At 49.9% G+C, this 21,828-nt stretch carries 15 protein-coding genes; 8 read left to right on the forward strand and 7 right to left on the reverse strand.

Going from position 1 to position 21,828, the window contains the following annotated elements:
- Nucleotides 1-249 precede the first annotated feature (249 nt).
- The 3 genes from C8R34_RS06040 to C8R34_RS06050 form a co-directional block, all read right to left on the reverse strand.
- Complete coding sequence (locus tag C8R34_RS06040; protein ID WP_110338820.1) at nucleotides 250-2,163, reverse strand: integrin alpha; 1,914 nt, start codon at nucleotides 2,161-2,163, stop codon at nucleotides 250-252.
- Nucleotides 2,164-2,416: 253 nt separating this feature from the next.
- Nucleotides 2,417-4,225, reverse strand: coding sequence for a long-chain fatty acid--CoA ligase (locus tag C8R34_RS06045; RefSeq protein ID WP_258364379.1), 1,809 nt, complete (start codon nucleotides 4,223-4,225; stop codon nucleotides 2,417-2,419).
- An 87-nt stretch (nucleotides 4,226-4,312) separates the two neighbouring features.
- Nucleotides 4,313-6,622 carry an acyl-CoA dehydrogenase gene (locus C8R34_RS06050; RefSeq protein ID WP_110338824.1) on the reverse strand — a complete coding sequence of 770 codons (2,310 nt, stop codon included), beginning with the start codon at nucleotides 6,620-6,622 and terminating at the stop codon, nucleotides 4,313-4,315.
- Between the two features lie 266 nt (nucleotides 6,623-6,888).
- Here C8R34_RS06050 and C8R34_RS06055 point away from each other — a divergent pair, with 266 nt between their 5' ends.
- The gene (locus tag C8R34_RS06055) at nucleotides 6,889-7,257 is read left to right on the forward strand and encodes a hypothetical protein (protein ID WP_132467075.1); all 369 of its coding nucleotides are present in this window, start codon (nucleotides 6,889-6,891) and stop codon (nucleotides 7,255-7,257) included.
- A complete protein-coding gene (locus tag C8R34_RS06060; protein ID WP_258364380.1) occupies nucleotides 7,254-8,864 on the forward strand; it encodes an MFS transporter in 1,611 nt (536 codons plus the stop codon). Before C8R34_RS06055 ends, C8R34_RS06060 begins: the two co-directional genes overlap by 4 nt.
- Nucleotides 8,865-8,901: 37 nt before the next feature.
- Here the strand turns inward: C8R34_RS06060 and C8R34_RS06065 are convergent, their stop codons facing one another.
- Nucleotides 8,902-9,465: an NADPH-dependent FMN reductase gene (locus C8R34_RS06065; protein ID WP_110338830.1), complete on the reverse strand. Its 564-nt coding sequence runs from the start codon at nucleotides 9,463-9,465 to the stop codon at nucleotides 8,902-8,904.
- 430 nt (nucleotides 9,466-9,895) lie between these two features.
- Between C8R34_RS06065 and C8R34_RS06070 the strand changes: the two genes are divergently transcribed.
- The 3 genes from C8R34_RS06070 to dapE all read left to right on the forward strand — a co-directional run bounded on the left by C8R34_RS06070 (nucleotide 9,896) and on the right by dapE (nucleotide 12,697).
- Nucleotides 9,896-10,528, forward strand: coding sequence for an isochorismatase family protein (locus C8R34_RS06070; RefSeq protein WP_110338832.1), 633 nt, complete (start codon nucleotides 9,896-9,898; stop codon nucleotides 10,526-10,528).
- 38 nt (nucleotides 10,529-10,566) lie between these two features.
- Nucleotides 10,567-11,196: an isochorismate family cysteine hydrolase YcaC gene (ycaC, locus tag C8R34_RS06075; protein WP_110338834.1), complete on the forward strand. Its 630-nt coding sequence runs from the start codon at nucleotides 10,567-10,569 to the stop codon at nucleotides 11,194-11,196.
- Between the two features lie 289 nt (nucleotides 11,197-11,485).
- Nucleotides 11,486-12,697 carry a succinyl-diaminopimelate desuccinylase gene (dapE, locus tag C8R34_RS06080; RefSeq protein ID WP_110338836.1) on the forward strand — a complete coding sequence of 404 codons (1,212 nt, stop codon included), beginning with the start codon at nucleotides 11,486-11,488 and terminating at the stop codon, nucleotides 12,695-12,697.
- Nucleotides 12,698-12,699: 2 nt separating this feature from the next.
- Here the strand turns inward: dapE and C8R34_RS06085 are convergent, their stop codons facing one another.
- Together C8R34_RS06085 and C8R34_RS16910 are read right to left on the reverse strand one after the other, a co-directional pair.
- Nucleotides 12,700-13,347: a DsbA family protein gene (locus C8R34_RS06085; protein WP_110338838.1), complete on the reverse strand. Its 648-nt coding sequence runs from the start codon at nucleotides 13,345-13,347 to the stop codon at nucleotides 12,700-12,702.
- A 16-nt stretch (nucleotides 13,348-13,363) separates the two neighbouring features.
- Nucleotides 13,364-13,636, reverse strand: coding sequence for a hypothetical protein (locus tag C8R34_RS16910; RefSeq protein WP_258364384.1), 273 nt, complete (start codon nucleotides 13,634-13,636; stop codon nucleotides 13,364-13,366).
- On the opposite strand from C8R34_RS16910, the gene C8R34_RS06090 reads away from it, so the two are divergent.
- Nucleotides 13,520-14,314, forward strand: coding sequence for a DUF6279 family lipoprotein (locus tag C8R34_RS06090; RefSeq protein WP_258364383.1), 795 nt, complete (start codon nucleotides 13,520-13,522; stop codon nucleotides 14,312-14,314). The two genes, C8R34_RS16910 and C8R34_RS06090, sit on opposite strands and share 117 nt — an antisense overlap.
- Before the next feature lie 191 nt (nucleotides 14,315-14,505).
- Here C8R34_RS06090 and C8R34_RS06095 read toward each other — a convergent pair whose 3' ends face one another.
- A complete protein-coding gene (locus C8R34_RS06095) occupies nucleotides 14,506-15,591 on the reverse strand; it encodes a multicopper oxidase domain-containing protein (protein ID WP_110338840.1) in 1,086 nt (361 codons plus the stop codon).
- 627 nt (nucleotides 15,592-16,218) lie between these two features.
- On the opposite strand from C8R34_RS06095, the gene C8R34_RS06100 reads away from it, so the two are divergent.
- Both C8R34_RS06100 and C8R34_RS06105 read left to right on the forward strand, forming a co-directional pair.
- Entirely contained in the window at nucleotides 16,219-18,963 is a 2,745-nt protein-coding gene (locus C8R34_RS06100) for an integrin alpha (RefSeq protein ID WP_258364381.1), read from the forward strand.
- A gap of 171 nt (nucleotides 18,964-19,134) precedes the next feature.
- Nucleotides 19,135-21,804, forward strand: coding sequence for an integrin alpha (locus C8R34_RS06105; RefSeq protein ID WP_258364382.1), 2,670 nt, complete (start codon nucleotides 19,135-19,137; stop codon nucleotides 21,802-21,804).
- Nucleotides 21,805-21,828: the final 24 nt, after the last annotated feature.

Consider the following 21,828-nt stretch of genomic DNA (forward strand, 5'->3'; position numbering starts at 1 on the left):
ATCGGAATACTACGCCGGAAAAATCCTACTGACAATCGGGTAGATTTTGTAATTGGAGAAGCTATAAGGAATCCGAATTTATCATTCCGAATACAACGAGGAATCTTGCAGAATCAACAGCGTAGATTTATCGCTATGCTCGGAATGCCGGTTATTAAACTCTTCAGCAGGCTCGGAGGAGTGGCGAAGTGTTGAGTAGGTTCAGGAGAGCTTCCGAATCCTTGATGCGACCAACGGAATCAGCGTTCTTTATGCAAAATCCACCGTGACATTCTGCCCGACCAGCAATACCGCGTCGTCATGGGTGTACACATGGTAATAACCGGAGCCGCGACTGCCGCCATCTGTCCAATCACCGTCAAGAACAATCCGGTCTCCGGCATTACCGTTGACTTTTAGAGTATTGCTGGTGTCCGACAGGTTAAGCAGATCTACTGCGGTTAAAGTCAGCGTATTGTCGCCCTTGCCATATAAACAGATGGTTTCAATGTCGCTGATTTTATCTTCAAAATCGGCCAGGTTCATATTCAAGCCACTGCCATCAAGATGCAGCACATCATTGCCCGCGCCACCATCGACAGATGCAAAACCAAGATCGGCTACCCGGATATTGTCGTCACCCGATTCGCCCTCAAAGATATCCGCCCCACCACGGCCGATAAGGCTGTCATTACCATCGCCGGCTATGAAATGCTCCGCTGCCGAGATGCCTCTGAGGTTGTCATCCCCTGGCGTGCCTTCAATCACATTGTCACTACCAAAGTTGCTGCGGCCAAATATTACGTAGCTAGTACCGAAGTCGTCGCCAACTACGTCAGCACCAGGGGCGCCGACAATCAAATCATCAAAGCCATCGTTGTTGATGTCCCCTGCACTACTAACCGATACACCCGCAGAATCAAACGCCCCTACTCCATCCAAGCGGAAACCGCTATTGCTGTCGAGGCTGGATAAATCAATTGTAGCGTTAAAATCGTCAGCCTTGCCAAACACCACGTAACTGGATCCGGAGTTAGTGCCATGCGGGTCAGCTCCATCAGCGCCGATAAGCAAATCAGCAAAACCATCGCCATTGACATCACCGGCGCTGCTCACCGAATCGGCTGCCGAGTTGCCCCCATACAGGGTGAAACCGTTGCTACCATCAAGATTGGATAGATCCAGCGTGGCATCAAAACCGGAAGCCTTGCCAAATACCACAAAGCTGGCATCCGACCTTTGACCGTTTACGGTCGCACGCCCCCCCATAATCAGATCAGCAAAACCATCACCGTCAATGTCTCCTGCGCTGCTGACTGAGCTAAGCGACAATTCATTCGTCGCCCCATCCAGAAAAAAGCCATTGCTGCCATCGAGACTGGACAGATCCATTGTGGCATCAAAACCGGAAGCCTTGCCAAATATCACATAACCGGCTCCAAGAACACCGACAGTCACATCATCAAAACCATCGCCATTGACATCTCCCGCACTGCTAACCGATATACTAGAGGCACCATATGCCGCTGCCCCATCCAGAGAGAAACCGTTATTGCCATCGAGATTCGACAGATCCAGCGTGGCGCCAAAACCTGCAGCCTTACCAAACACCACATAACTGGATCCGATTTGAGGATAAGCAGAAAAATCAACGGCACTGACCATCACATCATCAAAACCGTCGCCGTTGATGTCTCCCGCATTGCTGACTTCTCTACCTACTACGTCATCTGTCGCCGCCCCTTCCAGGAGAAAGCCATTGCTGCCATCAAGACTGGACAGATCCAGAGTGGCACCGAAACCGGAAGCTTTACCAAACACCACGTAACTGGCGTTAGCTCCATAAGTGCCGACAATCACATCATCAAAACCATCGCTGTTGACGTCTCCCGCATTACTGACCGATAAACCCGAAAAATCACCTGCCGGCCCATTCAGAGAGAAACCGCTGCTGCCATCGAGACTTGATAAATTCAGCACGGCATCAAAACCAGCGGCTTTGCCAAACACCACATAGCTGATGTTAGCTGCAGGAGCACCAATAATCACATCAGCAAAACCATCGCCATTGACGTCTCCCGCATTGCTGACCGATCTGCCCGAATAACCATCTTCTATTGCCCCATCCAGGCGAAAACCGTTATTACCATCGAGGCTGGATAAATTAATTGTTGTTATTGCCATGATAAGGACTCCTTCAAAAGGGTTATCAAAGAATTTACTTGGAAAAAGCACCCACTACATTATTTTACAAAATAGCAAGTAAATACTACGCCGGAAAAATCCTGCCGACAATCTCGCAGGTTTTGATATTGATATGAATTTAGAAAGCCGCTGAGATAACTGTCATTTCGAGCACAGCGAGAAATCTACAAATTGATTCCCAAAGATTCCGCGCTACGTTCGGAATTACAAATACACACTGTTGAAAGATTCTTTAATGTCCTGCATACAATCGATCAATTTCCGCTTGATGTTTTTCCATCACTTTGGTGCGTTTTAACTTCAAGGTCGGTGTCAGCAAACCATTTTCAACGCTCCAAGGCTCCTGACTAACTGCAGCGCGGCGTATTTTGGCATAACCGGGAAACTCACTCGTGTGGCGAGTAATTTTTTCCAGCAAAATTTCTTCAATCTTTTGCCTGTGCTGATCATTCGCCGGATTGTCATCCACGCCATAATGCGCCACGAATTCTTGCTGTCGCGCGGGATTTAACACGGCTAACACGCTCAAGTAGGGGCGCGCTTCACCGATCAGCATCACTTGTTCAAATAGTGGATCGCGCAGTATGGCTGCTTCCATATCTGCCGGGGGTACTTTTTCGCCGGTGGACAATACGATAATCTCTTTCAATCGCCCGGTGATGGTGACATGTCCTTGTGCATCAATGGATGCAATGTCACCGGAATTTAGCCAGCCTTCCGGCGAGATCGCTGCTTTGGTAGCTTCAGGATTATTCCAGTAACCCAACATCACATTCGGCCCACGAACCAGCAACGCATCGTTCTCGCCCAGTTTCACTTCCACGCCGGGAATCGGCAAACCGACACTGGCGGGTACATTATCATCCAGCCGGTTGGCGCAAGCGACCGGGCTGCTTTCCGTCATGCCGTATCCTTGTATGATGGGTAATCCCAGGCCGATAAAAATACGCGAAACTTCAGCAGACAATGCAGCGCCACCACTCATCACAAAGCGCAATCGGCCACCCAATTTACCCATTACTTTACGCGCCACCAGTCTTTCCAATAGCGGCCATAAAATATGCGATAGTTTCTGATACCCTCTTCTTTGCTGACATTCAAAACGGCTGTAACCGACTTCTACCGCAAAATTGAATAACCAGCGCGCAAAACCGGAGCCTTCGGCCAGTTTTGCATGGATGCCCGCATATACCCGTTCATAGATGCGCGGCACCGAGATCAGCAATGTCGGCCGGATTGTCCGCAAATCTTCCTGTAATTGCGGAATCGAGCGCGCATAAGCAATGACGGCACCGCACATCATCGGCGCATAGTACCCGCAGGTGCGTTCAAAGGTATGTGACAGCGGCAAAAAGGACAACAGCAAATCCTCGGATGAAACCGGCATCGCTTGCAGGCAGGCATAAGCGTTGCTCAGTATATTATGATGACTCAGCATGACCCCTTTGGGACGACCGGATGTACCTGAGGTGTAAACGATGGTAGCCAGACTGTGCGGATCACTGTTGACATGCTTCACGTCACCGGCATGGTGGGGGGGTAACCAATCCCCGGCCGAGACCACAACATCGTCGCGTAAGTTTATATCGCTCTGTTCAAAAGGTTTCAGCAGAACGACGCGTTGCAATCCTTCAACCTGATCGCGGATCGCAACAAATTCCTGCCACTGATCCGCATGCTCGAGCAACAGTAACCTAACGCCGGCGTCATCGATAACATAGGCTGCGTTTTCAACACGATCGTCGGTGTATAAAGGAATGACTATCAGCCCAAGACCTAGCGCTGCCTGTTCGAACGCTATCCATTCAGGGCAATTCCTCATCATCACCGCTACCCGGTCGCCAGGAACCAGCGATTCTTTTGCCAGCGCTACTTGCCAACGGGCAACTAGCTGATTCATCTGCTCCCAGGTATAGCTCCCCCATTCCTCGCAAATTGAATTGTAATAGCGATAGGCCACTTTCTGCGCCGAACGTTGTACACGTTCAGCAAAAAGACCATCCAGTGTTTTTGCCTGCTCCACCGAAATGATACTGGACATTCTATCTTGCTCGACTTGCATAGATTTCCCTTTTATCTGCAGATCTCAGTCAATAGTTTCCGCTCAAATTCCACTTGGATTTTTTGCTTACCTACCCAAATCAGGTGAAAAATCATCCACTTTAACCACCCGGCTGCGCAGCTCCTTCATTTTATTCAGCAAATCGGCCTCCGCGGCAGTAATCACTTTAAGCTGCAACGCTTGTGCGATTTTCTCATCGCCTTTGGCAGTAATTTGTCGTAACTTGGTAGCTTCTCGCAATCTGGCTTCAACCGCGCCACAAGCAATCACACATTGCAAGGCTTGCTCCAGATCCGCCATCGGTTCGTGATCTGCAGTGGGCACAAAAATGCCGGCGGTCAGTCGATCACGTACAGTGCCCGGTTCCATCATGAGTCGGGCCACTTCATGTGCCAGCTCGTCAGTCGGCGGTTTGCAGCGTTTACCGAGTGGAAAAACCAGCGCTTTGAGTAAACACACCAATGTCCAATGTGCGGGGAAGTTGGTCAGAAATTCATCAAACGCCTGTTGCAACCGATAAATGGCATCCTGCATCGACCAATGCAGCAGCGGCAAATCAGTGCTCGGACAGCCATCGTCCTCAAAACGTTTCAGCGTTGCCGAACACAAATACAACATACTCAGTATATCGCCCAATCGGGCGGACAATCTCTCTTTACGTTTCAGCGAACCGCCCAGTACCATGAGCCCAATATCGGCAATGCAAGCAAAGCTGGCGGAAAAACGTGATAACTGGCGATAATAAGCTGCCGCTTCCGGTGCACAGTTTTCCGGCGCATTGTCTTTGATATAGTTGCCCACCAGCGCATACACCAGACTGTTTGCAGTATTACGCAACGTAAATTTCACATGTCCAACCAATGCTTCATCAAACGCCAGCGATGCACGATCCGGGTTTTTGTCATGCGTTGCATTGACTTCTTTTAACAAATACGGATGACAACGCATCGCACCCTGACCAAAGATGATCATGTTGCGCGTCAGAATATTCGCACCTTCCACGGTGATGCTGACGGGAATCTGCTGATAGGTGCGCCCCAGATAGTTTCGCGGGCCGAGGCAGATGCCTTTGCCGCCATGAATATCCATCGCATCATTCACTGCCTGACGCCCCCGTTCAGTCAGATGATATTTGACGATCGCTGAAACCACCGAAGGCTTTTCACCCAAGTCGACAGCGCCCACGGTCATGACGCGTGCGGCATCCATCATGTAAGTATTACCGCCGATACGTGCCAAAGCTTCCTCGACACCTTCGAAATAACCAATCGGTATCTTGAACTGTACGCGCACACGACTATAAGCGCCGCTGGTGTGTGCCGCTAATTTTGCTGCTCCCACGCTGGTAGCGGGCAACGAAATGGCACGCCCTGCCGCCAGGCAATTCATCAGCATGCGCCACCCCTGTCCAATGCCCTCTTGCCCGCCAATAATCCACTCCATCGGAATGAATACATCTTTGCCCGAATTGGGGCCATTCTGAAATGCGCCGTTGAGTGGATAATGGCGCCGCCCGATATTGACGCCCGGCGTATTGGTAGGAATCAATGCCAGGGTGATCCCCAGATCCTCTTCCCCGCCGAGCAACCGCTCGGGATCATATAGCTTGAACGCCAGTCCCAGGATGGTTGCAACCGGACCCAGGGTAATATAACGCTTCTCCCAGGTCACGCGCATGCCCAATACGTCCTGCTGACCGTCATATTCACCACGACAGACGATGCCAGAATCCGGCATCGCGCCAGCATCGGATCCTGCGTCCGGTGAGGTCAATGCAAAACAAGGCACTTCCAGACCTTTTGCAAGACGCGGCAAATAATATTCTTTCTGTTTCTCAGTGCCATAATGCAAAAGCAATTCAGCCGGCCCGAGTGAGTTAGGCACCATCACCGTCACCGCCGCCGTACCACTGCGTGAGCCGATCTTCATCACCGTGCTGGAATGTGCCAAGGCGGAAAACCCGTAACCCCCATATTGCTTGGGAATGATCAAACCAAAAAAACCATTATCCTTAATAAACTGCCACACTTCCGGCGGCAAGTCCTTCAACTCATGCGTAATCTTCCATTCGTCGAGCATGGCACATAATTGTTCTACCGGACCGTCGAGAAAGGCCTGCTCCTCCGCCGTGAGTTGCGGTTTAGGATAGGCCAACATTTTTTTCCAATCCGGCTTGCCGCTGAACAAATCCCCTTCCCACCACACCGTACCGGCATCCAGTGCTTCCTGCTCCGTCTGTGATATCTGCGGCAGCATTTTGCGAAAAATCTTCAGTATTTGATTGGAAACCAGATAACGACGAATGATAGGCACTGCCAGAACCAAACCGATAATCGCAACCAAAAACAGGGTGACGTAAAAGAGAAATAGGAACATGGTGATTTTCCTCGAAATGAGTTAAGCCCGGCCAAGTTAAGCACAGTCCATAGCAACTGCGCAAGCCTTTAATCAGATGTAGAATTCAACATCTGATTAAAGGCTTGCGCTCTCAAATTTACATGAAAATCACTTAAATCCCTATATTAATGCCGAAGTTTGATGATAATACTGTTGTGTAATGCATACACTCATTGTCCAATCCCCATCCCATTTCTGGTGCTAACATATGATTTTAATAGTAGCATGACGTATCGAATTATTTTATGGATAGGACGGTATCTAAATTGATGGTCGTTAGAAAACGTTTTTTGCCCGGAAGTAGTCAAACGCATACGGACACCCAGCAAAGTGGCGATCATGTCATTGATTGCAATCTAACCCCAGTATCGGTAAATGCCGATTTCGCGCATTTGACCAGAAACCTCCTTGTCAGGCGTGTTACCGGACTACCGGCTTCATCTTCTGCTGGAAAGCCTTTGAAAAACGTATTCGAGGTAGCTGATGGAAGGCAAAAACAGGCGAAAAATCGCAGTTTATGCTTAATAAATGAGCATTTTGAGCCTGTTTTTGACACCACAGCGGCAACGCAGATAGTTTCTCAACGACCTGCTAGAACACCGGTGAAAGATTGAACGACTCGGCCAACACGATGACGGCATGGTCTCCGCTCAAAATTCCCGTTTTTCGTATGCTCTGGGTGGCAACCCTTGCATCAAACATCGGAACCTGGATGCATGATATCGGTGCCAGTTGGTTAATGACCTCGCTATCACCCACACCGGTGATGGTAGCACTGGTTCAAACCGCAACCACTTTACCCATTTTTCTATTGGCCATGCCGGCGGGTGCCTTGGCTGACATTGTCGATCGGCGCAGCTATCTGATCGTGGTGCAGGTATGGTTGGCGCTGACCGCCGGACTACTGGGGTTTCTGACACTGACCGGCATCACCTCGGCGTGGAGTCTGATCGCTTTGACGTTCGCGATGGGAATTGGGTCCGCAATGATGATGCCGGCGTGGGCGGCGATAACGCCGGAACTTGTACCACGCGCCGAGTTACAGTCCGCGATTGCATTGAACGGGCTCGGGATCAACGTAGCACGTGCGCTTGGTCCGGCGCTGGCCGGGATCATCATATCCTATGCCGGATCAGGTGCGGTGTTCGTTCTGAACGCGCTGTCGTATCTCCTGGTCATTATCGTTTTGGTGTACTGGCGACGCGAGGCACCGATCAATAGGCTGCCGAGCGAACGCTTCTTTAGCGCGCTACGTACCGGCTTTCGTTTTGCACACCATGCGCCTGACCTCCAGGCCGCAGTCATGCGAGGGTCGGGATTTTTTCTATTTGCGAGCGCTTCCTGGGCTTTATTGCCAATATTGGTCAAGAGCTTGCCAAACAGCGGGCCGCAAACATTCGGTATCTTAGTGGGCTGCATTGGCGCCGGTGCGATCGTCGGTGCTTTGATATTGCCGAAGCTGCGTGAAAAGATTTCACCCGATAGGTTGGTCGCATTGGCAACCGTAGTGTATGCAAGCACCATGATTGCATTGGCGACATTCAACCAGCTAATCCCCTTATGTTTGGCGATGGCTGTGAGTGGTATTGCATGGATCGCTATTTTATCGTCGCTCCAAGTGGCGGCGCAAATGGCGCTCCCTAATTGGGTGCGGTCACGCGGACTTGCCGTCTTTATGGCGATCTTCATGGGTTCCATGGCACTAGGTAGTCTGGTGTGGGGCAAAGTCGCCGAAATGACCAGTATCTCAGAAGCACTGACAATCGCAGCATCTGGCGCAGTGATAGCCATAGCACTCACCTCGCGCTGGCGCATCGGCGGTATCGAAAAAATCGATCTTACCCCCTCGATGCATTGGCCGGCACCGATGGTGCATGAGGCAGTAACGCATGATCGCGGCCCGGTTCTGATAACGATTCAGTACGAAGTTCGAAGTGACAGCACCGATGAATTCTTAACCATGATCCGCGAACTCGGCAAACGCCGTCGCCGGGATGGCGCTTTCGCTTGGGGCATATTTGAACATGCCGAGAAGCCCAATCACTTTATTGAATTCTTCAACATCGAATCCTGGCTCGAACACCTGCGCCAGCATGAACGCGTAACCGATGCGGATCGTATCTTGCAGCAAGAACTACGTGCCTTACTCGTTATCAACACTGAACCCGTGGTCACGCACTACGTCGCGCCCAAAATCCCAACTAAAAAAACCAGAAAATAAAATCGCGCGGTCTCATCAGAACTTCATTATTTGAGTGCTATGATTGATTACCGGCTTGAATGAACTCGACAAACCCAATGAGAAAATCCTCGAGTTGTTTACGTACCGCTGCATCCGTCATTTCGCCGGATTCATTGAAAACTTGATGCGCCCGAGATACCAGTAATCGTCCACCGAACCATGGGCGCGTGCCTAATGTCCGTAGCACGGGCAACCAGGCATTCTGGGATAATACGGTACCGAATCCACCGGGCGTCGCACCAATCACCGCAACCGGACGATTTCCAAAAATCCGCGCAGTTTCGCTCGGAGGCCGCGACAGCCAATCCAACGCATTTTTGAACACCCCAGGCATGGAATTGTTGTACTCTGGAGTAGCCAGCAATAACCCATCAGCAGCAGCAATGTGTTCTTGCAACGTAATGACTGCCGAGGGAACTCCTTCGGCAGTCTCCAGATCACCGTCGTAGAGCGGAATGCCTTTGAGTGTTGCAATTTCGAGCGCAGCGTTATGGGGTACCAGCTCTTTGGCGGCACGCAACAGTGCGGTATTAAAAGAACCGCTCCGCAGACTTCCGGTAATCCCGATGATTTTTGTCATAGCATTTTCCTCTCATTGTATTGAAATACTTGTATTACTCATGAACAGCCTGAGACCTAAAAATACCATTGATCCCTTCAAATCCCGCTCTCCTGAGGAATTTCCACTCAACGCTGTACAAACATACTCAGCCGTCAATCGACACTGCCTGTAGCAAGCAAATCGATGTTGCATAGCTTTGTTCTATATTCCCGAACAGTGATTTCGAGAAATATGGATTCTCAATTCATGTAGGAAAGTATAACCTTATCGCACCGAATCAAAATAGATGCTCGTAAAAATACGGTGCTGAGATTGTCACTTCTTATCAAACTCGGTTAGAAAAGTGATGGAGCATATGTCATCTTGAGTACTCATCGACAGATTGCTCTCGGTAAGTAATTTTTTGTAACGCAGCTTCTTTATTGTAATCAAATCAAAGGAAAATACCATGAGCCACATCAATCCAAACGATACTACCATGCTATTGATCGATCATCAGAGCGGCCTGTTTCAATTAGTCAAGGATATCCCTGTGCCAGACTTGCGCCGCAATGCCATTGCACTGGCTAAAGTGGCTACACTGTTGAAGATGCCGGTCATCACCTCGGCTTCGGTTCCTGATGGCCCGAACGGTCCGTTGATTCCGGAAATTCACCAAGCCGCCCCGCATGCCCAATATGTCGGACGCAAAGGCGAGATCAATGTCTGGGATAGTCCTGATTTTGTTAAGGCTGTCGAAGCGATTGGCCGAAAAACGCTGATTCTTGCCGGCACGCTGACCAGCGTGTGCATGGCTTTTCCTTCCATCAGCGCGGTCGCCGCAGGTTACAAGGTCTATGCTGTTGTTGATGCTTCGGGCAACTCGAGTGTAATGGGTACGGATCTGACCATTGCCCGCATCGTGCAAGCTGGCGTGATTCCGATCGACACACTTGCAGTTATTTCGGAATTGCAGCAAACCTGGAATCGACCGGATGCAATGAAATTTGCCGACATTTATGCAGATAATGCCATGCCGCATTACCGGTTGCTGATTGAAAGCTATGACAAAGCGCAAGCGGTACAGAAAACAAAAAGCTGAAACAAATATTCAACAATACCAACTACAAGGAATAAAAAATGAACAAGACCTTTAAATACAATCGGCTTTCCAAAGATGATGCGGCTTTATTGCTGGTAGACCATCAAGCTGGCTTGATTTCACTGGTACAGGACTTTTCACCAAACGAATTCAAGAATAACGTATTAGCCCTGACAGCCTGCGGCAAGTATTTCAAGCTACCGACAATCCTGACTACCAGCTTTGAAGATGGCCCAAACGGACCATTGGTTCCGGAAATCAAGGCAATGCATCCCGATGCACCTTATATTGCACGCCCCGGCAACATCAATGCGTGGGACAACGAAGATTTTGTTCGTGCCATCAAAAAGACTGGCCGCAAACAACTCATTATCGCCGGCGTGGTCACTGAAGTCTGCGTCGCCTTTCCAGCGTTATCCGCAATCGAAGAAGGTTATGAAGTCTTCGTTGTCACGGATGCTTCCGGCACATTCAATGAGGTGACCCGCGATGCAGCGTGGTTTCGAATGCAGTCAGCCGGTGTGCAGATGATGAGCTGGTTCGGTGTGGCATGCGAATTGCACCGCGACTGGCGTAACGATATCGAAGGCCTGGGTGCCTTGTTCTCCAGTTATCTGCCGAACTACCGGAATCTGATGACGAGTTACTTTGCCATCAATAAAAAATAGGAAGAAATCCGATGTCATGGTAGCTGCATCTAGTTTGTATTCTTCGATCAATAAACCAAAATAGGCGAGAAGCGCAGTTGATACGTCATCAATGCGTATTTTGAGCCTATTTTTATTACCGCGCGGGCAATCCAAACTATTCTTCACGGCCTGTTAGTACATCACTTGGTCGTATCGTCAGATATAATCAGTTTTTTTCTCGAACAAAGCGAACTTCTCATTCATATCATCAATAAAAGTTCAGCATCTCAAGCAGATCATTTAAGTTCTTACATTCAGGAAAATAACTATGTCCAACGACACTCTCGCGCTTGCGCAACAACTTATCTCCCTTCGTTCACTGACACCATCCGATAGCGGATGCCAGGAAATTCTGATCAGCCACCTGGAGAAACTCGGTTTTCACATTGAAAGCATGCGCTTTGGCGACGTCGACAATCTTTGGGCGCGCCGCGGCAACACGGCGCCGGTGCTGTGTTTTGCCGGGCATACCGATGTCGTGCCGACCGGCCCGCTGGAACAATGGGACAGTGATCCATTTACGCCCACCATCCGCGATGGACGACTATATGGACGCGGCGCTGCCGATATGAAATCTTCACTCGCAGCCTTTATCACCGCGATCGAAGCTTTTGTGGCGCAACATGCCAATCACCAAGGATCCATTGCGCTACTGATCACTTCCGACGAAGAAGGCATCGCGATCGACGGCACGGTCAAAGTGGTCGAAACGCTTAAAGCACGTGGAGAATTGCTCGATTATTGCATCGTAGGTGAACCGACATGTACCGACAAATTGGGAGATACCATCAAGAATGGCCGACGCGGTTCTTTATCCGGGCATCTGACGATTAAAGGCATACAAGGTCATATCGCCTATCCGCATTTGGCCAAAAACCCTATCCATCTGGCCGCTCCGGCCATTGCGGAATTGGCACAAACCGAATGGGATCAGGGCAATGAATATTTTCCGCCGACCACCTGGCATATTTCCAATATCAATGGTGGCACAGGCGCTACCAATGTCATCCCAGGCACACTGAATTTATTATTTAATTTCCGTTTCTCCACAGCCAGCACCGTCGAATCGCTCCAAACCCGCGTGCATGAGATCCTCGGCCGGCATGGTTTTGACTATGAATTAGCGTGGGAACTCTCCGGCAAACCTTTTCTCACCCCCAAGGCCGAACTGGCTGATGCCATGCACGATGCCATCTTCAAGGTCACCGCCATCGAACCGCAACTCTCCACCTCCGGCGGCACTTCGGATGGACGGTTTATCGCGGATATCTGCGCACAGGTGATTGAATTCGGTCCGCGTAACGCCACCATTCATAAACTCAATGAGCATGTAGAAGTCGCTGATCTCGAGCAGCTTTCCAAAATTTATCAATTAGCGCTGGAGAATTTGCTGATCGACAAAACCGCAGCAACAGCTACGACCACCGATACCGGCAGCTTCTTGGATGCTATAAAAAAATTCTTTCTGGGAAAACAGTAAATTCAAATTGCGTCAACTTCTCGAATATGGCGGTTGATTGTATCCAGCATGGCTTGGTGATTCAGATAATCAACCGCGATAGGAAGCATGAAATCTTTATGCACCAGCCGCAAAGATGGGTAGGAATAAACATCCATGCTCCTTGCCAGTTGAATGTTATGCTGCAACTCACTCTCTATCTGCCGGCTGGTCAAATCGTCGCTGAATACTGCCACATCCAGCCCAATCTCAGCGGCACATGCTTGCAATGTTTCCGGCAAGGATGGATTCTGCGCTTTTTGGTAATACGCCATCTGGATGGCTCGTATCATTTTCGGAACAGCTTCTGCGCGTTGTTTTTGGGCCGCCAAAACAGCACGACAGGCCGGGTATGTTGAGCGCATCGGCGTATTACGCGACCAAAACTCCCAATTGAACCGAACTCCCGCAACCGTTTGTTCGATACGCTGCCAGGCTTGTTGCACCACTTTTTGCATCCCAGGCAACATCGGTTCCGTAGTATCCGGCGCCAGGCCGCCAGCGAGATAAACAATTTCAATATCTCGTGGCAAATCCTTCTGCAACGCCGTCCAGCTCTGGCTAAATGCATAACACCAACTGCACATCGGATCGTGAATGTAAAATAGGCGGGAATGAGTAGTTGGCATCATAATCTGTGGTTAAATATCAAACTGTCATTCTATCGTCAAAAAACTCAATCTGCGCAACATGAATAATAGTTATACCCAAAATTGGCGCATGAGAACTACTTTGCAACGTTTTTCTGCACGCAGCGCCGTCATCGTCTTGCTGTTCCTGCTCGGCAGTTGCAGCATGCTGCGCATGGGCTACAATCAAGGCCCGCAATTGGTTTGGTGGTGGATTGATGGCTACGTCAACTTCAGCAATGACCAGACCCCGCACGTCAAACAGGCGATTCACCAGTGGTTTGACTGGCATCGCGCCACGCAGCTCCCGGAATATGCCACCTGGTTGTCCGCATTGCGCGGCCAGATCGACGACCCAATCACGCCAGCGCAAGTCTGCGGTTGGTCTGAGGAACTACGCAACATCACTGCGCCAGCCCTCGATCACGCAGCGCAGCTCGGCGCGACATTGGTACCAGGCTTGGGCGAAGAGCAATTGCGCCACATCGCGCAGCGCTACGCCAAAGGCAATGACGAATTCCGCAGCGATTATCTGCAACCGACTGTGGAAGAGCGGCGAGAGGCATCCGCCCAACGCACAATCAAACGCATCGAAAACCTATACGGTCGCATTGATGACGCGCAACGGCGCCTGATTATCGACAATACCGCGGCCTCACCCTTCGACCCCGAAGCTTGGTTGGCCGAGCGCCAGCGCCGTCAGAACGAAGTTTTATTGACGTTACGCCGCCTGATCGCGGAACCAACCGAAACCGCGTCGATTGTGGATACGCTACGCACCCTGATTGCGCATATCCAACGCTCCACCGACGCCGACTATCGCGCCTATCAAGTCAAATTGACGGAATACAACTGCGCTTTTATCGCACGTGTGCACAACAGCACCAATCATCATCAGCGCCGGCATGCACACGATAAATTAAAAGGCTGGGAAACCGACCTACGTACGCTGGCGCATGATATTCGGTAGCGCTGTGAATAGAACTTAAGGAATTCAGTTACTTGTGTCACAACCAGGGGGCTCCTGTCATTTTGTAAAAATGGCTGGCTAACTATTTATTATAGAAGAACCGGCTTGCGTTTTATGGTTACCTTTAGCAAGCTGTCATATCTTTCTTGATGCTGATTTAGATGGCATCTGGAGTCATGGCGTAGAATCTATTACTCCACGGTATAAGTTGTCATCATGCCTGCATCGATATGGTCGTTGACATGGCAGTGGTACATCCAGACACCTTTTACATCAGGCCGCATATCGAGCGTTTTGGTCGCAGCCGGCAACACCTCAGTTACATCCAAGCGATTGCCATTGTGTAAAAGCGTTGCACCATGCCAGTGCGGTGAATGAAGATCCACTTCAGTGCCCATGCCAAGAATATACCAGCGCACGCGCTCTCCTCTACGCATAACATACCCTTGGTTGTTGTTATATACCAGCCCATTGATACCATGCATCAAATTGCTTTCCTGAAAATCTTCAGTTGTCGGATCACAAGAACCATTACAGGCAGAAATATTGGTTCTCAGGTGTAAACTGACGTTCTCATCAAACACACTAAATAACGAGATAAACTCCCGATCAACATCGGTCGGTGTTCTATTCTGTCTTGCATGTCCTCTTCTAGTAATAATGATGGGGCCAATCAAACCGGTATTGGTGTCGGCGGACTCATCCACGTGACTGTGATAAATCCAGACGATCGACGATGGATCATTTTTACCGGGACCTGAACGCGCAGGAACATCCCAGATATAAGTGTGTTCCTTGCCCGGCGCAACCACGCCACCCGATTTATGATCGTTAGTTCCAGTATGAGCGTGTGCGACGCCTTCATGCGCCTTGGTGTAAAGAACACCATGCGGGTGAATACTTGCCGGGAAACGCGTATTGTTTTTGAAGTGAACAATAATTCTGTCTCCTACGGCCGCTCGAATGACAGGCCCCAGCAAACCAAGATGCTCTTCGTCGGCACCTCGTTGCTTGACGGCGCTAAATCCTTCGGTATATTCCCGGTAAATAGACTTTAAATAACGTCGTCCAATTCCTTGCTTTACAAATACACGCTGGTCCGGGGTAAATTCATTGCCGGTCATTGGATTGACTGGAAAAGAAGGTGCATAATCCCAATACACTTCATCCGCTGCTATCCAATAAACCTGATCTCCAGATTTAGCCCAAGCCGGATTACCGCTGATAATGGCCAATACCAAGGCTGCAGCAATACTGAAAATTTTATTTTGCAACATCCAGAAATTCCTCCTGATTCAATGTAACAACACGAGCGCGATGATTTGTGTGAACATTTCTTTAACGAAGCCGGCACCAATCATTCAAACACGCATGTCGTTTGTTATTGGCTGGCTACTTGTGAGGAAAGTGAAGTGGCTGGCTGAATTAGCGGCAATGATAATTATTATCATCTGAGAAGTAAAACAATTTTTAGTTTATGTGTTTGATGAGTTTCTCCAACTGAAGAAAAAATACTGGATTGGTGAATGTTTCATATACGAACGATGCGCTCCCCTTCGTTTAGCGCATCCTATCGAGCTGTGACGGATTGCAACCGGCTTTGAGTTCTTTGACCATAAACAGACCCTCTTATGCACCACCCGCCCAGCATTTGCTCCAACTGTCTTTTACGTGGAAAGTTGTGTAAGAGTTCTTCCGGTGTAGACTTATTCCTACAATTGTTTCACAATGATTATGACTTTATTTTGTAACCTCGCACAGGTGCATGCAGATTTGCCTATTCCCGCAGATAATCACTGCGCATTTGACATGAGTGCATTTCCGGGCTGTAGCATAACAATCAGTGTGCAGGCGATTTTCTAATCCACGCTTTAACGATTAACACAACCAGGAAAAATACTACGATGGCATTGACCGATCAGCAGCAGATTTCCATTCTGCAACTCACCCAGGCAATGTTCAATGCCACACCGGGTGCGATTTATCTGCAAGCGTTTGGTGGACAAATGATCGCCGAAAAATCTTTGTCCGAGCTGGCGCAATCTTTGTCAGGCAGCGATCTTTTCTTTGGTAGAAATTATTCTGCCGATCTTACTCCTGGTCGGTTTGCGGTAGCCTTTGTTAATGATCTAGTAGGCAATCGCGCTTCCTTTGATAATATAGTCCAGGCAGCCGGCTATATCAGTAATAAAATGGCTGCCGGCACTACGCAAGCCGAATTGATCGCTGAATTGACCCAAGCGCTTTCTGCTATCCCTGCCTCGGATCCCGATTGGGGAGAAGCCTCCGTGCACTACAACGCCAGCATTGTGACAAAAGTTGTCGATCATCTGTTGGGGGATTCGGTAACGGCTGCCGACAAGGCTTTTGCAGTGGATTACATGCTCGCGCAAATGGCTGCCGGGCAAACTTTCGGATCAGTGGTCGAGTGGGCGATCACTGCGCTTGACAATGCTAACCGCGCCGATCCCACCTGGGGCGATGCGGCGGCGTTGTTTGATAATCGCATTGAAGTTTCCCAATATTACTCGGTTGATAAGGCGGGTTCCGCCACAGATTTAGCGATCCTGCAGAACATTCTGTCAGGCGTCACCGCAGACGTTACTTCTGTTGCTACTGCCAAGGCTGCGATTGATAGTTCCATCATTGACCTAAGCTTCGACCTAGCCAGCCTTGACGGCAGCAACGGCTTTCGCCTCGATGGAGCGGCGGCCAATGATTTTTCAGGTGGTTCGATCAGTAGCGCAGGAGATGTCAACGACGACGGTTTTGATGATCTGATCGTCGGGGCCCATGGCACTGACCCCAACGGCAGTTATTCCGGCTCCAGTTACGTGGTATTTGGCAAGGCCACAGGGTTTAATGCCGCGCTTGATCTATCCAGCCTTAACGGCAGCAGCGGTTTTCGCCTGGATGGTGTGGCGACAGATGACGGAGCAGGTAGATCGGTCAGCACCGCAGGAGATGTCAATAACGACGGTTTTGATGATGTGATCGTCGGCGCACCTAATCCTGGCTGGAACGGTAAGACGGGTTATTTGAGTAACAGTTATGTGGTGTTCGGCAAAGCATCCGGTTTCCATGCCACGCTCGACTTATCCGATCTGGACGGCAATAATGGTTTTCAACTGAAAGGCGTGGCGCTGGGTGATCTTTTAGGTACCTCTGTGAGTAACGCGGGTGATGTCAACGGCGATGGCTTCGACGATGTGATTGTCAGTGCTCGCCGGGCCGGCCCAAATGGTTACGGATCCGGTGCCAGTTACGTGGTATTCGGCAAAGCTTCCGGATTCAACGATACCTTGGATCTGTCGAATCTGGATGGCAGTAACGGTTTTCGCTTGGATGGTGTGGTAACGGGTGACGCATCGGGTGAATCAGTCAGCACCGCAGGAGACGTCAACGGCGACGGTTTTGCTGATCTGATCGTCGGGGCTCCTGGCGCTGACCTGAACGGCGATAAGTCCGGCGCCAGTTACGTAGTATTTGGCAAGGCGACGGGGTTCAACGCCGCATTAAATCTGTCCGATCTCAATGGCAGCAATGGCTTTCGCCTGGATGGGGTAGCGGAAAATGACCGTTCAGGCAGTTCGGTAAGCAGCGCCGGAGATGTCAATGGCGACGGTTTCGATGATGTGATTGTCGGCGCCTTCAACGCTAATCCTAACAGCGACAGATCCGGCGCCAGTTATGTGGTATTCGGCAAGGCTACGGGATTTGATGCCACGCTTAATTTATCCAGCCTCAATGGCAGCAACGGTTTCCGTCTGGATGGAGGAATCACCGAATACTCGGGCAATTCCGTCAGTGGCGCGGGAGATGTCAATGGTGATGGTTTTGACGATCTGATTATCGGTGCTTCGGGAAGCAGCAGCCCGAACGGTAATTATTCCGGTGCCAGCTATATAGTATTCGGTAAATCCGCAGGATTTAATGCCACACTGAATCTGACCCGACTCAGCAGCGATGAAGGTTTCCGTTTGGATGGCGTGGCAACAGGCGACGAGTCGGGCAGTCAAGTCAGTAATGCAGGGGATGTCAACGGTGATGGTTTCGATGATTTAATGATCGGTGCCGCAAGAGCTGATCCGAATGGCGATTTCTCCGGCTCCAGCTATGTGGTGTTTGGCAGCAGCAGCCTTGGCGGCGGCAATGTGATCGAGGGTACATCCGGAGATGACAATCTCACAGGCACCTCGGCAACAGAAATCTTTGAAGCCGGCGCCGGCAATGACATAATGACCGGCGGCGGTGGCGCAGACGTATTTTATGGTGGTGCTGGTGCTGACACCATTCACATAGCTGATCTCAACTTTCAACGAGTGGGTGGTGGTACCGACATCGATGAGTTGGCTCTGGGCAACAGTAACCTGGGAGTGAATCTGGTCAATATTGGCGGCAAAATCAGCGGCATTGAAATGATCCGTCTGGCCGGCGACGGCATCAATTCGCTAACTTTAACCGCTGCGGATTTGCCCAGCCTGTCGAATACCACCGACACCTTAACAGTCATCGGCAATACCGGAGACCACGTCACCGTGCAAGGTAGTGGCTGGACTGACGGTGACAGCCGCAATGGTTTTCATGCGTATATCCACGATGATGCAGTGCTGCTGGTCGGCATGCAGGTGACAGTCGATTTTATTTAGCAGGTCATTGAATAACGTTTTCGAGGCACCGGCACCAGGCAAGAACAGGCGAAAAGTGCAATTTATACGTGACAAATGAGCATTTGAGCCTGTTTTTAACACCGTAGCGGCTACGGAAGATAGTTTTTCAGCGATCTGTTAAAATCTGATTCAACCAGGAAAAACAATACGATGGCATTGACCGATCAGCAGCAAATTTCCATCCTCCAGCTCACCCAGGCAATGTTCAATATCACGCCGGGTGCGATTTATCTGCAAGCACTTGGCGATCAAATGATCGCCGGGAAATCTTTGTCTGAACTGGCTCAGCCTTTTATCGGAAATATTTTTATCGAAAAGCCATATCATGATTCCTTCTTTGCGAGCGCTTTTGTCAATGATTTAGTAGGCGATCTTGTTTCGACGGACGATAAAAGTTGGGCGACCGGCTATATCAACAATCGAATGGCTGCCGGCGCTACGCAAGCCGAATTAATCGCTGAATTGCCCCAAGCGCTTTCTGCCATTCCCGCTTCAGATCCCAATTGGGGAGTAGCTGCACTGCACTATAACACCAGTCTTGCGACAAAAGTTGTCGACAATCTTGCGGGTGATCCGGTAACGGTTGCCGACAAAGCTTTTGCAGTGAATGAAATGCTTACGCAAATGGCTGCCGGACAAACTTTCGGATCAGTGATCGAGTGGGCGATCACTGCACTGAATAATGTTGATCACGCCGATCCCACTTGGGGTAATGCGGCGGCATTATTTGATAATCGCATTGCAGTATCCAAATATTATTCGGTTGATAAGGTGGGTTCCGCTACGCATTTATTAGCTTTGCGTCAATCTCTGGTAGGCGTGACTGCAGATGCTGCCTCGGTGGTTACTGCCAAAGCTGCGATAGATGATTTGCTCAAAAGCACCATTCCATTTCTTAGTCTCAACGGCAGCAACGGTTTCCGCTTGGATGGCATAGCAAAATATGACTCTTCGGGCGAATCGGTTAGCAGCGCAGGGGATGTCAACGGCGATGGGTTTGATGATGTGATTATCGGTGCCAGATATGCTGACTCGACCAATGGCTATGATGCCGGTTCCAGTTATGTGATATTTGGCAAGGGCTCGGGATTTGATGCTACGCTGGCGCTATCCAGTCTCAACGGTCTTAACGGTTTTCGCCTGGACGGCGTGGCAACCGCTGACTATTCAGGTGTATCGGTCAGCAGTGCGGGGGATATCAACGGCGATGGCTTTGATGATGTCATTGTCGGTGCGCTTGAGACCAGCACTTCCAATTCCAGTTACGTGGTGTTCGGCAAAGCCGCGGGATTCAGCCCTATCCTGGTTTTATCCAATCTCAACGGTAGTGATGGTTTTCGTTTGAATAACGGTTCTTCGGTCAGCAGCGCGGGGGATGTGAATGGTGACGGTTTCGATGATGTGATTATTGGCGCACTCAGTGCCGATCCGAGTGGCGACAATTCAGGCTCCAGTTATGTGGTATTTGGTAAAGCCTCAGCGTTCAGTGCCACACTGGATTCGTTCAGCCTTAATGGCGATAATGGTTTTCGTCTGGATAGAGTGGCTGAGAGCGATGGTTCAGGTAGTTCAGTTAGCAGCGCTGGGGATGTTAACGGTGATGGATTTGATGATGTGATTGTGGGTGCACCCTATGCCGATCCGAATGGCGACAATTCAGGTTCAAGTTATGTAATATTTGGTAAAGCTTCGGGATTTACCGCTACGCTCAATTTATCCAGCCTGGATGGCAACAATGGCTTTCGACTGAATGGCGCAGCACAGTTTGATGAATCGGGTTATGCGGTCAGTAGCGCGGGAGACGTGAATGGCGACGGTTTTGATGATGTGATTGTGGGCGCACGCTACGCCGATCCGAATGGTGAAAATTCGGGTTCCAGTTATGTGATATTTGGTAAGGCTTCAGGATTCAGTGCCACGCTGGATTTATCCAGCTTGAATGGTCGCAACGGTTTTCGCCTAGATGGCGTGGCGAAACGAGACTTCCTGGGAGCAACAATCAGCGGTGCAGGGGATTTTAACGGCGACGGCTTTGACGATCTGATGGTCACTACTGAGATCTCCAGTCCGAACACGAGTTACGGCGGAACTTTCATTGTTTTTGGTAAAGCTTCAGGTTTCGATGCTGCGGTAACTTTATCCGATCTGGATAGCAGTGATTTTCTAACCTTGAATGGATTGGCATCTCGCGGACTGATTGATGCTGTAAGCGGTGCCGGAGATATTAACGGTGACGGTTTTGATGACGTGATCGTTGGCCTCCCAGCAGCCAATTCAAACGAATATGATTCTGGCTCCAGCTATGTGATATTCGGCGGTAACTTTACCGCTGCAGTGATTCATCCCGGCACACCCAGCAATGACAATCTCAGAGGCACTTCCGCAGCAGAACGTTTCGCAACCGGCAATGGTAACGATACAATGACCGGCGGCGGGTTTTATGGCGGTGTGGATGATGACATCATTCAAGTATCTGATCTCGATTTTCAGTTAGTGGATGGTGGTACCGGTAACGATATACTGTCGCTAGCCAGTAGTCTCCTAAATCTGAGTCTGGCTAATGTTCGTGGCAGAATCAGTGATATCGAAACCATCGATCTGACCGGTACCGGCAACAATACACTGGCTCTGACGCCATTGGATGTAGTCAATCTATCGGATAGCAGCAATACCCTGAAAGTCGATGGCAATGCGGGAGATCATGTCGTCGGACTTAGCAATGGCTGGGCGGATGGTGGCATCCAAGGCGATTTTCATATCTACACGGATGATGCTGCAGTGCTTCTGGTTGGGATTAATGTGACGACGGATTTTGTTTAAGACTTCCTATTTTCAATTGACTAC

Source organism: Nitrosomonas sp. Nm84 (assembly GCF_003201565.1).
In the GTDB taxonomy this organism is placed as follows: domain Bacteria; phylum Pseudomonadota; class Gammaproteobacteria; order Burkholderiales; family Nitrosomonadaceae; genus Nitrosomonas.